Source organism: Amycolatopsis sp. NBC_00345, assembly GCF_036116635.1.
In the GTDB taxonomy this organism is placed as follows: Bacteria; Actinomycetota; Actinomycetes; order Mycobacteriales; family Pseudonocardiaceae; genus Amycolatopsis.
Genome location: NZ_CP107995.1, coordinates 3,757,033 through 3,770,018 on the forward strand (window position 1 = coordinate 3,757,033; position 12,986 = coordinate 3,770,018).

The following is a 12,986-nucleotide window of genomic DNA, read 5'->3' on the forward strand; positions in this document are numbered from 1 at the left end:
GGGCGGTGTTCGTCACCTACCTGACGTTCGCGCTGCCGTTCGCGACCTGGGTGATGGTGACGTACCTGCGCGGGCTGCCGCTGGAGATCGAGGAGGCCGCGCGCATCGACGGCGCCCGCCCGGCGACCGTGCTGCTGCGGATCGTGCTCCCGCTGAGCTGGCCGGGGATCGTGGTCGCGGCGATCTTCTCGTTCCTGCAAGGATGGAACGACGTGCTGTTCAGCTCCGTGATGACCTCGCCGTCCAGCCGCACCGCCGCGGTGGCGCTGTCGGTGCTCAGCTCCACTCAGGACACCGGCGCGGTCCCGGTCTACGGCCGGATGATGGCCGCGTCCCTCGTCTGCGCCGCGCCCGTGGTGCTGCTCAACCTCGTTTTCCAGCGCTACCTGGTCGGTGGCCTGACCGCAGGAGGAATCAAATGACCGCCACCCCCACGTGGCCGCTGTCCGGTTTCGGCGACGAGATCGACGCGGACCCGGTGGTGCAGCTCTCGGTGCTGGAGGCGCTGGGCGCGCGGCACCTCGAACTGCGCGGCGCCTGGGAAACCGGCGTGCTCGACTTCGACGCCCAGCAACAGACCACGCTGCGGAAGCTGCTCGACGAACGCGGGTTCGGGGTGTCCGCCCTCGCCTCCCCTCTGGGCAAGGTCTCGCTCGAACTGCCGGTCGAGGCCGAGGTGACCCGGCTGGGCACCGCGATCGACCTCGCGCGGTTCTTCTCCACCCGCTACATCCGGATGTTCTCCTTCTACCAGGAGGGGCGCGACCCGGCCGGCATGCGGGACGACGTGCTGGTCCGGTTGCGCGCCATGGCCGACCTCGCCGAGCGCGAGGACATCGTGCTGCTGCACGAAAACGAGAAGGACATCTACGGCGACACCCCGGACCGGGTCGTCGACCTGATCGAGTCGGTCGGCTCGGACCACCTGCGGGTCGTCTGGGACAGCGCCAACTTCGTCCAGGTCGGCGTGCGCCCGTTCACCGACGCCTATGCCCGGCTGCGGCCGTACCTGGACTACGTGCAGATCAAGGACGCGCTCACGGCGGACGGCCGGGTCGTCGCCGCGGGTGAGGGCGACGGCGAGGTGGTGGAGACCCTGACCGCCCTGCGTGACGACGGCTACCAGGGCTTCATCTCCCTCGAGCCCCACCTCTCCGCGGCCCACGCCACGGGCGGGTTCTCCGGGCCTTCCGCGTTCGGCCGGGCGGCCCGGGCGCTGCGCGGGATCACCGACCGGCTCGGGGTGGGGCTGGCATGACCGGCCTCATCCGGGTCGCCCTCGTCGGGTGCGGCGTCATCGGCCGCAACCACGCCCGGGTGCTCGGCGAGCACCCCGCGTTCACCTTGGCCGCCGCGGTCGACCCGGTGGCGGAGAACGCCGCGCGGGTGGTCGCCGAGCACCCGTCGCCGGTGGCGTATGCGGAGCTGGCCGACGCGCTGCGGGAGCAGAAGCCCGACCTGGTGGTGATCTGCACGCCCAGCGGCACCCATCTCGACCTCGCGCGGCAGGCGATCGAGGCGGGCGCCCACGTCGTGATCGAGAAGCCGCTGGACGTCAGCGTCGCGCGCGCGGCGGAGTTCGCGGCGCTGGCGGAACGAGCAGTGGCCGCGGGCCGGATGATCACCGTGATCAGCCAGCACCGGTTCGACCCGGCCAGCGTCGCGGTGGCCCGCGCCGCGCACGACGGCCGGTTCGGCAAGCTGACCTCCGCGGTCGCCTCCGTCGCCTGGTGGCGCGACCAGGCCTACTACGACGGCGGCGCCTGGCGCGGCACCTGGCGGCTCGACGGCGGTGGCGCGCTGATGAACCAGGGCGTGCACACCGCCGACCTGCTGCTGTGGTTCCTCGGCCGCCCGGTCGAGGTGCAGGCGGCCGCGGGGCTGCTCGCGCACGAGCGGGTCGAGGTGGAGGACACCGTGGCCGCGACCGTGCGGTTCGAGTCCGGCGCCGTGGCCGTCCTGCTCGCCACCGCCGCCGCCTACCCGGGGCTGACCACCCGGATCCAGGTGCACGGCACCGAGGGGTCCGCGGTGATCGACAACGACCGCCTCGAGTACTTCCACACCCGCTCGGCCGCCGCGAGCGGTGGGCCGGGTGGCGCGGGCAGCGTGACCGGCGGCGCCCTGACCGGGAACCAGGCCGAAGCCGAGGTCGGCTTCGGCGACACCCCGGCCGGCCCGCGTCGTGACGACGACTTCGTCCTCGGCCACCGGCGCCAGTACGACGACATCGCGCGGGCGGTCGCGACCGGCGCCGAACCCGGCGTGACCGTGCCGGATGCCTTGCGGTCACTGGCTTTTGTCCGGTCGGTATACGTCTCCGCGGCCCTCGGCCGGCCGATCGCCGTGGCGGACGTGCTGGCCGGTAAGTACTCCGACGTTCACCTGGATGTGCGCCCGGTATGACCGAACACCGTTTCACGCTCACCACCGTCGCGGGGCCCGCGTACGCGCCGGCCGGGCAGTCCGGCCGGGGGCTCGACCCCTCCCCCGTCCGGGAGTACCGGATCACCGGGGCCGCGGCCGGCTCGGTCTTCGTCGCCGAGCTGCCGCTGGAACACCCGGTCGTCGAGGCGTCGGATGTGCTCGAGTACGCGGTCTTCCCGGTGCTGGACCGCGATCGGGAGGACATCCGCGACGGCTACGGGGCGACCGCGGTGATCGTCGACCTCATCTTCGCCGATGCGACCCGGCTGAGCGACCTGGCGGCGCACGACCAGCACGGGGTCCGGCACGATCCGGACGCGCAGTACGCGTCGAAGACCGTCTCGGCGGACCAGTGGACCTTCAAACGGGTGAGCCTCGCCGCTGCGGCCGGCCGCCGGGTCCAGCGCGCCGAGGTGCGGATCGTGGTCCAGCCTGGCGCCGGGGACCCGGCCGATCTGACCGGCTACGTGAACGCCGTCGCCGTGCGCCCGGCGCCCGCGCCGCCGCTCGACCTCGTCGACCGGGTCCGCACGACCCGCGGGACCCACTCGACGTTCGAATACTCCCGGGGCAACACCGTGCCGCTGGTCGCGGTGCCGCACGGCGCGGTGTTCGGCGCGCCGATGACCGACGCGGCTTCGGCCGGCTGGACCTACACCTACGCGGCCCACAACCGTGACGACGGGCGTCCCGCGCTGCAGGCCTTCGCGACCTCCCACATCCCCAGCCCGTGGATCCAGGACCGCGGGGTGTTCCAGCTGTTCCCCGCGCTCGGGGCGGCCCCGGGGCTGGACCGGGCGACCCGCGCGCGGGGGTTCGACCGCGCGAGCGAGTCGGACCGGCCGCACCGGTACGCCGTGGAGCTCGACGGGGGCATCCACGCCGAGCTGACCGCGGCCCGGTTCTCGCTCGTCCTGCGCTTCCGCTACCCGGAAGAGCGCGGCTCGCTGATCTTCGACCAGGCGGACGGGCCCGGCGGCCTCACCCTGCCGGAGCCGGGGCCGGCCGGCGCGGTGGTGCGCGCGTTCACGGACGGGACGGACGACAGCCCCCGGATGTTCGTGCACGCCACACTCGACCGGCCGGTCCTCGCGGCGCACGCCGACGGCGCCCGCGGGTCCGTCCACCTCGGCCTCGGGCCGGACCGCACGGTCACGGTGCGGGTGGGGACCTCGTTCCTGGGCACCGCGCAGGCCGAGGCGAACCTGTCCGCGGACCTCGGCTCGGACGACTTCGACGCCGTCGCCGCGCGAGCGCACGAGGCCTGGGCCGCACGGCTCGGGCAGGTCCGCGTCGAAGGCGCCGCCGAGGACCAGCTGACCACCCTTTACTCCAATCTGTACCGGCTTTTCCTCTATCCCAACGAAACCCAGGAGGAGACGCCGGACGGACCCCGTTACGCCAGCCCGTTCCCGCCGTTGGCGAAGCCCCACACCGCAACGGAAACGGGCTGCCGCGTCGTGTCCGGGCGCCTGACGGCGAACCACGGATTCTGGGACACCTACCGGACCGTCTGGCCGGCGCTCGCGCTGCTGCGGCCCGAGGACGCCGGGCACCTGCTCGACGGCTTCCTCCAGCACTACCGCGACGGCGGGTGGACCAGCCGGTGGAGCGCGCCCGGCCCGATCGACAACATGACCGGCACCACCACCGACGTCATCTTCGCCGGCGCGCTGGCCGCCGGGCTGCCCGGCCTGGACCCGCTGGCCGCCTACGATTCCGCGCTGCGCAACGCCACCGTGGTCGCCCCCAGCCCGCTCGTCGGGCGCAAAGGGGTGCGCTCACAGACGTTCCGCGGCTTCACCGACACCACGGTCTCCGAAGGTATGTCGTGGACACTCGACGCGGCCATCAACGACAGCGGGATCGCGAAAATGGCCCGGCTGCTGGCATCGCTGCTGCCCGCCGATCATCCCCGGCAGCCGGAGCTCGCGGCCGACGCCGAGTACTACGCCGCTCGGGCCGCGCGGTACGCCACGGTGTTCGACCGGCGGATCGGGTTCTTCCAGGGCCGGAACCCGGACGGCGGGTGGCGGGTCCCCGAACCGCGCGACTACGACCCGCGGGTGTGGGGCGGCGACTACACCGAGACCAACGGGTGGGGCACGGCGTTCACCGCGCCGCACGACGGTGCCGGCCTGACCACCCTGTACGGCGGCCGGGACGCGCTGGAACGGGCGCTCGACGAGTTCTTCGCGACGCCCGAGACCGGCCGGGCGGAGTTCAAGGGCGGGTACGCCATCACCATCCACGAGATGGCGGAGGCCCGGGACGTCCGGATGGGCATGCTCGGCCTGTCCAACCAGCCCGCCCACCACATCCCGTTCATGTACGCGTTCACCGGCGCCCACCACAAAACCCAGCGGATCGTGCGGGAGGCGCTGCGCCGGCTGTTCCTCGGCTCGGAGATCGGCCAGGGCTACCCCGGCGACGAGGACAACGGCGAGATGTCGGCCTGGTACCTCTTCGCCGCGCTGGGCCTCTACCCGCTGGTGCCCGCGAGCGACGAGTTCGTGCTCACCACGCCGCTGTTCCCGCGGGCGGACATCGCGCTCCCCGGCGGGAAAACGCTGACCGTCCGCACGGTCGGCGACCCAGCCTGCGACTACATCGCCGGTGTCACGATCGACGGCGAGGAATGGCACGAAATCTCGGTCCCGCGCCGGCGGATCAGTGACGGGGCCGAGCTTGTCGTCACGCTTTCGCCCGAGCCGACGAAGTGGGCTGCGGAAAGCATTCCGGCCTCGCTGACGCCGTCCGGCGAAGAACCCCGGACCCGGCTGGACCTGACCAGGCCCGGCCCTCACCCGGCGTTCGACGACCTCGGTGAGACGACCACCCGGCTCAGCCCCGGCGACACGATCGGCTGCACCTTCGGCCAAGCCGAGGCCACCACGCTCTACACCGTGACCGTCGCGGAAGCCGGCACGTTCGCGTGGCGCCTGGAGGGTCGCGGGGACGACGGCGAGTGGCGGCCCCTCGACCACCGGCCCGCCGAGGAGTTCCGCTGGGACGGGCAAACCCGGCCGTTCTTACTGGCCGAAACGGCCTCGTCTACGGCCTACCGGCTGGTGGCCGGCGGCGCTCTGCCACTCGTGCAGCTGGAACTGCTCGCGCAGCGCTGAGCGGCGCCGGTCGTCCGAAGTGGACGCACCGGCGCCGGCCCGCTTCATCCGCGCACGAACCCCCCGGGTTCCCGCCTGCCACAGGGTTCAAACCCCGATTCGCCGGCCAGTGTGGAGGAAACCCGGCATCCGCGAAAGCACCTGATCATGCCGCGGAGGAGTAGTGTGGTGGGCATCGAGATTACCTCGTACGTCAGCAATTCGGCTGAATGCGCTGTCGATGTACGGGAGGAATTCCGATGCGTGTTCTGGTCACCGGCGGCGCATCGGGAATCGGCTCGGCGATGGTCCGCCGGTTCGTCGCCGACGGCGCCCAGGTGGCGGTGCTGGACTGGGACAAGGACGCACTGCGGGAGCTCGATGCGACCAACCCGGGATCCGAGCTCTCCCTGCTCGCCGATGTGACCGACCAGCAGGGCGTCGAGGACGCATTTTCCCGGATCGACGCCGCCTGGGACAGCATCGACGTGCTCCTCAACAACGCCGGCATCAGCATTCGCGACCCCTTTCTCGACGCCGGCCTGGAAGAGTGGAATCACGTGCTCTCGGTCAATCTGACCGGCGCCTTCATCGTCGCCCAGCTGGCGGCCCGGCGGATGATGAAGGCGGGATCGGGCGTCATCGTCAACACCGGTTCGGTCAGCGGCATGGTGGGCATGCCGAACTACGGCAGCTACAACGCGAGCAAGGCCGGGCTCATCGAACTCACCAAGACGCTGGCCCTGGAACTCGCGCCGGCGGTGCGGGTCAACACGATCTGCCCGGGGTACGTGCTCACTCCCATGCAGGAGGCGGAGTACACCCCCGAAATGCTCCACGAGCGCGAGCAGAAGGTCCCCCTGCGCCGGCTCGGGAAACCGGCCGAAATCGCCGCGATGGCGGCGTTCCTCGCCTCGCCCGACGCGGCCTTCATCACCGGCCAGTCGTTTGTCGTCGACGGCGGGGAAAGCGCCGGCGGCCTCGCCAGCGCGTGAAATTCCGCTCCGAAGGAAGAACCGCAGGGAGGGAAGTATCGATGCCCGGCCTCACTCAGGCGAAAAGCCTCAATGTCTTCGACACCGACGAATGGCTGGACGCGTGGTCCCGGTCGACGGTGGAACGCTACGGCAAACAGGATCTCTGCAAGCCGCCACTGTATTTGACGGAGTACTCCCCGTTCTGGCACGGCTACGAGATCGACCTCGAGATCGAGCCGGTCTGGGATCGCCCGGTGCTCACCCTCGGCTCGGTCTACGCGGTGTTCGGCCCCTCCTATCTGGCGGAGTCCGCGGACGCGGTCGGCAGAACCGTCGACGAGGCGCTGGAATTGAGCCGTGAGGTGGGCTCCGGCGGCTTCCTGGTGTTCAACCTGTCCGAGGACGCCGCCCGGCGATGGGCGGCGACCCGCGAGCCGGACGCCCGGGTCCGGCTGGACCTCGCCTACCACCGGTGCCCGGGAACCGGGCAGGATCCGGTGATGGGCGACGTGTCCACGCACGTGCGGACCGAGTGGCGCCGCCGATGGCGCCGGGCCACCGAAAAAGGCCTGCGCCTGGTCGAGGAAAGCAGTCCTTCGGTCGAGCGGATCGACGAAGTCCTGGCGCTCGCCAACGGGTCCGCGATCCGGCACGACTGGCCGCAGCTCTACGACCGCACGACCGCCTCCGCCGTGCTGGCCATGCCGGGCTCCCGCCTGATCCGCGCGGACTGGCACGGGCGGACCGTCGCCGGGTTCGTCGCGCTGGAGCACGGCAACCAGCTTCACCTGTGGGCCGGGGGCATGGACCACGAGGTGGTCCGGGAGGTCAGCCCGTACCTGTTCCTGCTCCACGAACTGCTCGCGATGGGCCGGGAACGCGGCTGGGAGCGCATCGAGTTCGGCCGCGGGAACGACGAGTTCAAACGCCGGTACGGCTTCACCGGCGTCGAGCTCTGGTCTCTGTGGTACGCCGCGGATCCGGCCGACGCGGCGGTGCGCGTGCCCCGATTGGCGGCCCTGCACGAGGGACTCGCCCGGTGCCAGGGGCTGTGACCCCCCGCTCCCGGACGAGCCTGTTCGCCCTGCTGCTCGCGGCGGCGATGATGAACGTCGCCTACACCATGCTGATCCCGCTGGTGCCGGAGCTGACCGGGCGGTTCGGCCTGTCCCCCTTCACGCTGGCGGCCGCGTTCAGCGGGTTCGCCTTCGCCAAGGCGCTCGCGCAGCCGGTCGGCGGCTTGCTGGTGGACAAGGTGACGCGCCTGGCCCTGCTCGGGGTCGTCGGCCTGTTCGCCACCGCGGGCTCCATCGTCGGGCTGGCCTTCGCCGGCGACGGGACGCAGGTGCTCGTCTGGCGGCTGGTCTGGGGACTGGCCGAGGGGTTCACCATGCCGGTGCTCTACCGGCTGGCCGCCCAGCTGGGCACCACCACCGGCCTGGGCACCTCGCGGGTGATGGGCTGGTTCGGCGGGAGCGCGGTGGCCGGGATGACCATCGGCCCCGCGCTGGTCGGCCTGTTGCACGGCGCCATCGGGTTCACCGGCGTCTTCCTCACCGGTGCCGGGCTCACGGCGATCAGCGCGGTGCTGCTGGTGAGCATCCGGGACACCCCGCGGCCCGCCGTCGACCAGCAGGTCAAACCCCTCGCCATCAGCCGGACGACGGCGTGGCGGCTGGTCTGCCTGGTGGCGATCTTCGCCGTCATCGATTTCGTGAACAATGCCGTCTTCTCGGCGCTGGAACCGGTGCTCCCGCTCCACGTGCAGAGCGAGAACCCCGGCGCCGCCCTCGTGACCACCTCGGTGCTCTACACGGCCGGCCTGGTCATGTTCATGATCGTCTCCGTGTCCTGTGCCCGGTTCATCGAAAGCCGGCCGCTGCTGCTGGTCGCGGGCGTCGGGTTCGGGGTGATGACCGCCGGGCTGCTGGTGATCAGCGTCTTCGGCGGGGTGGTGATGCTGTGGGTGGGGTTCCTGGTCTTCATGGCCACCCAGCCGGTGCTCTACGTGGTCGCCCGCCAGGGCGTCAGCCAGCTCCCCGCGCATCGGCTCGGGCGGGCCTACGGCGCCTTCGGCATGGTGTCGGACATCGGTTTCATCGTCGGCCCGCTGGTCGGCGTGGCGCTGTACGAACGATTCACCGGCACCACGTTCGGGCTGCTGGCGATCGTGACCGGGCTCGCGGCCGGCGCCGCGCTGCTCGCCCGGCGGCTTCCGGCCCGGCTGACCGGCGCCGAGGACGAATCCCCGGCCGCGCCCGTGCCCGGCCGGTGACCGCTCACCCCAGCATGGCCTCCATGCGGGCCACCTCGAGATCGAACGACCGCCGGAAGTCGGCGCCGGCGAGGGGGCGCCCGGCGAAATGCCGCTCGACGCCGAGCTTGCCGTCACCGCGTTCGAGGTTCACCCAGCCGACCGCGTTGTCGCCCCAGAACATCGGCAGCGCGTAATAGCCGAACTGGCGCTTCGCGCCCGGGGTGTACGCCTCGAAGCGGTACGGCCAGCCCCAGAGGTGCTCGAACCGGCGCCGGTCCCACACGATCGGGTCGAACGGGGCGAGCAGCCGCACCCGGCGCGCGACGCCGGTGGTCACCACGTCCGCGGGCCACACGTACTGGACGTCGTCGACGACCTCGGTTTCCAGCGCCCCGCTCGCGAGCAGCTCACCGATGACCGTCGCGCGTCCGGGCAGGGCGCCGCCGGTGTTCTGCAACTGGGTGAGCGCGCTGCGCAGGCTCGGCACGGAGACCGGCGCGAGGATCCGGGCGATCCGCAGCGCCAGGGCGCGGAGCCGCTCCGCCGGGGTGAGTTCCTGGGCCGGCGGGGAACAGGCTTCGTACACCTTCGTCCCGTTGACCCGGTGCGCGACGCGGACCAGCCCGTAGTAGTGGAGTTCTTCGAGGGCCCTGGTGGTGGCCGCGGAGAAGCCGCCCCAATCGTTCACCGCGCGCACCCGGCCGAAGTGCGCCACCAGGTCACGGGGATGTGTGTGGCCGCGCTCGCGGATCACCGCGTGGACGTCCGCGACGAGCCCGGCGGGCCGGTACCGCCGCCCGGGATTCTTCCGCTGCGCCCGCGGATGCAGCAGGCTCATGACGTCCGGAGGCATGGCCCCGTAGGTGTAGAAGAAGTTCTCCTCCAGCCCCAGCCCGGCGTAGGCGCGGTCGAGGTCACCCGCCCGGTAGCGCGCGACCCGCTGGTGCAGGATCAGGTCCTGGGCCCGGGCCGGGCGGCGGATCGGGTCGTACTGGACGAACCCCATGGCCTGCACGGCTTCCGCCAACGAGACGGGCGTGGCGAGCGAGGCACTCATCGCCATCGCGCTGAGCCGCCGCACGCCCGGAGTACGCGAACGTGCCGCCATCGTCAAAGCCCTCGATTCCCGATCGTCGCGGGCTCACCCTACCGGCCGGCCGGCTGACCCTCCGGGTCGAACCACGGCACCGCGGGCCCGTACTCGGCGACGGGCCGCCCGTAGTGGGCCTGCGCCACCATCGTGCCCAGCTCGAAATGCCAGAACTCCCAGGGATAAGGGGAGAAACCGGCGTCGATCATGGCCCAGTACAGCAGGCGCCGGCGCGCCCGGTAGACCGAGATCTCCGCTTCACGCTTGGCCGAGTCCGCCGGCTCCTCGTAGTGCCGGAGCCAGGAGGTCTCGTCGAACTGGTCGAATTCGGCACCGAGGTCCCACGGCTGCCCGGATTCCTCGCACAGGGTCAGGTCGACGGCGCCCCCGGTCGAGTGCGGCGGCGGGAGCGTCCGGAACGACTCCTCGGATTCCGGCGGCGGGGCCAGGTAGCGTTCGACCACCGCCTCACGACCGGCTTCGGGCAGGCTGGCCCGGAACGCCTCGACGACGTCGCGCTGGGTCTCCAGCCGCCGCAGGCCGTCCCAGAGCAGCAGGTGAACTCCCGCCGGCAAACCGGCCGCGGCCCGGTGCAGCCCCGCCAGGACCCGGCCGCGCAGCTTGATCTCGTCGGGCGCGCTGGCGATCCCCGCCGCGTGGTACGCCGGGGCGAGGTGGATCCGGCCGGACGCGACCACGTCCACGATCTCGTCCCCGGACTCCTCGATGAGGATTTCTTCGACGATCAACGGGGAAACGACCGGGGGAATGGCTCGTTCGGCCTGCCGTTGCGGTGCCGTGCGCATAACGTCTTTCCTTCACGTCGGATCGGTCAGTCGAACCACGCGTGCGCGAAGCTCGCGGCGAGCTGCTCGGGCACTTCGACCGCCACCGGCGCGCGAAGCCCCTCGCAGCCGACGAAATAGTTCCAGGCGTAGGCCCCGACGTTCGGCAGCAGCAGCAGCTGCCCGGTGGTGAGCGGGGCCAGGCTGGTGGACCTCGTGACCACGTCGAACGAGTCCATGACAGGACCGACGAGCGCGGCCGGCGTCGCCACCGCGCTCGATCGTCCCGCCTGCACCACCGGCCCGGCATCACTGTCGTCGATGAAACAGGACTCGAACAGGCCCGCGTAGGCACTCGCGTCGACGTAGACCAGGCGACGGCCCGCGACCCGGCGATCGGCGACGACGCGGGTGAGCACGGCCATGGTCGATTCGCTGAGGTACCGCCCCGGCTCGCACAGGACGGCCTGGTCCGGGCCGAAGTGCTGCCGCGCCGCGTCGCCGATCCGGCGGAAGTACTCCGGGTTCTGCTGGAAGAAACGGCGCTGGGCGCCGGGGAATCCGCCGCCGATGTTCATCGTCGGCACGCTGATCCCGTCGCGGCCGAGCTGTTCGGACAGCCGGGCCAGGTGCTCGATCGCCCGCCGGAACGGGACGGCCTCGGCCATCCCCTCCCCCGCGGTGCCGACGAAAAACGACAGCGCCTCGATCTCCATCCCCGAGACGACGGCTTTCCCGGCCAGCTCACGGAGCACCTCGTGGGTGCCGCCGAAGCGGATGAGCGAGCGCGGCGACTGCCCGATGTCGGGCGGCAGCAGCCGCAAGGTCACCTTGAGCGGAACGCCGGCCGACTTCAGCACCTCCAGTCCCCGCGGATCGTCGAGGACGAACCTGCTCACCCCGCAGGCGACCGCCGCCTGGACGGTCTCCGCCGTCGTCACCGGATGCGCGAACGCGATCCTGGACGGCGAGACGCCCTGGTCGAGCAGCAGCCGGAGGTGGTCGAGGTTGGTGACGTTGAATTCGTCGACGGCGCCGGCCATGACGCGGACCATGGCCGGATGCGCGTTGGCCTTCAGCGCGAAGGAGATGCGGCCGCCGAGCTGCTCGCGGATCCGGGCCACCGCGTCCGCGAGCACTCCGGGTGTCATCAGCAATGCGGGCGTCGGGAGGTCCTCCGCGCGCGCCCAGTCGAGGACGTCGTCGACGGCTTCCCGCGTCAACATGGGGTGGCTCCCCCGCCGCCGGCCTCTTTGCCCCGCAACAGGTATCCCAGTTCGAGGCCGGTCGAGTCCACGGCCGGGTCCGTGGTGACGAAGGCGGCGACGCCCAGGCCGGCCCGGTCGAACAGCTCGTCCCAGTACACCTTCTTTTCGAGCTGCTGCTCGGTGAAGGAGTGGATCAGGTAGTACGGGTTCCAGAAGTTCGTCGCGAGCCCGTGCCGCATCACCGCCGGGTTCTCGATCTCGTGGGCGACTTCGATCACCACGATGTTGATCTCCGGGAAGGTCTTCACGACCCCCCGCAGCAGGTCGAGGACCGCCCCTTCGCCTTCCTGCGCCAGGATTTCGTGCAGCACGAAGCCGAGCACGATCAGGTCGGGTGCGCAGCCCTCGGGCGGATCGGCCAGGAAGTCCGTGGCCGAGCTGTTGATCAGGCGGATCCGGTCCACGGTGTCCGACGAGCCGACCAGCTTGATCGCTTCCTCGTAGCCGCCCCGGCTCGGTTCGACGCCCCACGCGGACAGCCCGGGCATCGCCCGGCAGAAGTCGACGAGGTAAAGGCCGTTTCCACAGCCGAGGTCGAGCAGCTCCCGGGCTTCGACGCCCGCGTCCGCCATCAGCTGCCGGGTCATCGGCATACCGTCGTACCGGCTGACCTCACAGCTGCCCAGGCCGACATAACCGCCCTCGCGAGAACAACTCGGCGCGCCGCGCGTGAGGGCGGCTCCCATCTGGCTGAGGGTGCCGGTGTAGCCGCCGATCATCATCGTGTACCAGCCACGGAATTCCCCGTAGCCAAGGCCCTTGGGGGTGAGGCGTACCGTCTCGCCGTCGAACCGGGTCACCCCTTCGTTCGCCAGGTAACGCAGGAATCCGGTCAGCCGCACCAGGTCCATCGACAGGTCGTCGGCCAGAGTCTGCACGGCCAGGCCGTCTTCCTGCTCCGCCAGCCGGTCGAACAGCCCTGTGGTGAACAGGTGGTGCAGGGCGCCGGCCAGGAAGTGCTCGCTGATCGGCCGGATCCCGTCGATGAGCCGCTGCTCGAACCCGGGATCGGCGGGCCGTTCGGTCGGCCCCGCGGCAAGGGCGCTGGGCGGGGTCAGGCTCTGGGTGGACACGGAAT

Annotated in this window: 11 protein-coding genes; 7 read left to right on the forward strand and 4 right to left on the reverse strand. The window is 71.4% G+C overall.

Annotation, left to right across the window (positions count from 1 at the left end):
- Nucleotides 1–5: 5 nt before the first annotated feature.
- The 7 genes from OG943_RS16525 (at nucleotide 6) to OG943_RS16555 (ending at nucleotide 8,783) form a co-directional block, all read left to right on the forward strand.
- Nucleotides 6–422 carry a carbohydrate ABC transporter permease gene (locus OG943_RS16525; RefSeq protein WP_328610655.1) on the forward strand — a complete coding sequence of 139 codons (417 nt, stop codon included), beginning with the start codon at nucleotides 6–8 and terminating at the stop codon, nucleotides 420–422.
- A complete protein-coding gene (locus tag OG943_RS16530) occupies nucleotides 419–1,258 on the forward strand; it encodes a sugar phosphate isomerase/epimerase family protein (RefSeq protein WP_328610656.1) in 840 nt (279 codons plus the stop codon). The genes OG943_RS16525 and OG943_RS16530 overlap by 4 nt, the downstream gene beginning before the upstream one ends.
- Entirely contained in the window at nucleotides 1,255–2,406 is a 1,152-nt protein-coding gene (locus OG943_RS16535; RefSeq protein WP_328610657.1) for a Gfo/Idh/MocA family protein, read from the forward strand. The genes OG943_RS16530 and OG943_RS16535 overlap by 4 nt, the downstream gene beginning before the upstream one ends.
- Nucleotides 2,403–5,552 carry a GH92 family glycosyl hydrolase gene (locus tag OG943_RS16540; protein WP_328610658.1) on the forward strand — a complete coding sequence of 1,050 codons (3,150 nt, stop codon included), beginning with the start codon at nucleotides 2,403–2,405 and terminating at the stop codon, nucleotides 5,550–5,552. The genes OG943_RS16535 and OG943_RS16540 overlap by 4 nt, the downstream gene beginning before the upstream one ends.
- A 239-nt stretch (nucleotides 5,553–5,791) precedes the next feature.
- Entirely contained in the window at nucleotides 5,792–6,526 is a 735-nt protein-coding gene (locus tag OG943_RS16545) for an SDR family NAD(P)-dependent oxidoreductase (RefSeq protein ID WP_328610659.1), read from the forward strand.
- Nucleotides 6,527–6,567: 41 nt separating this feature from the next.
- Nucleotides 6,568–7,563 carry a GNAT family N-acetyltransferase gene (locus OG943_RS16550; protein ID WP_328610660.1) on the forward strand — a complete coding sequence of 332 codons (996 nt, stop codon included), beginning with the start codon at nucleotides 6,568–6,570 and terminating at the stop codon, nucleotides 7,561–7,563.
- On the forward strand, nucleotides 7,560–8,783 hold the full coding sequence (locus OG943_RS16555; protein WP_328610661.1) for an MFS transporter: 1,224 nt from the start codon (nucleotides 7,560–7,562) through the stop codon (nucleotides 8,781–8,783). The genes OG943_RS16550 and OG943_RS16555 overlap by 4 nt, the downstream gene beginning before the upstream one ends.
- 4 nt (nucleotides 8,784–8,787) lie before the next feature.
- On the opposite strand, the gene OG943_RS16560 is transcribed toward OG943_RS16555, so the two are convergent.
- From OG943_RS16560 to OG943_RS16575, 4 genes are read right to left on the reverse strand one after another with little or no spacing between them, the layout of a single operon-like run.
- Nucleotides 8,788–9,873 (reverse strand): DNA glycosylase AlkZ-like family protein, encoded by a 1,086-nt coding sequence (locus OG943_RS16560; RefSeq protein ID WP_328610662.1) that lies wholly within the window; start codon nucleotides 9,871–9,873, stop codon nucleotides 8,788–8,790.
- 38 nt (nucleotides 9,874–9,911) lie between these two features.
- On the reverse strand, nucleotides 9,912–10,661 hold the full coding sequence (locus OG943_RS16565) for a M15 family metallopeptidase (protein WP_328610663.1): 750 nt from the start codon (nucleotides 10,659–10,661) through the stop codon (nucleotides 9,912–9,914).
- A gap of 26 nt (nucleotides 10,662–10,687) precedes the next feature.
- Entirely contained in the window at nucleotides 10,688–11,866 is a 1,179-nt protein-coding gene (locus OG943_RS16570; protein ID WP_328610664.1) for a hypothetical protein, read from the reverse strand.
- The gene (locus OG943_RS16575) at nucleotides 11,860–12,981 is read right to left on the reverse strand and encodes a hypothetical protein (RefSeq protein ID WP_328610665.1); all 1,122 of its coding nucleotides are present in this window, start codon (nucleotides 12,979–12,981) and stop codon (nucleotides 11,860–11,862) included. Before OG943_RS16575 ends, OG943_RS16570 begins: the two co-directional genes overlap by 7 nt.
- Nucleotides 12,982–12,986: the final 5 nt, after the last annotated feature.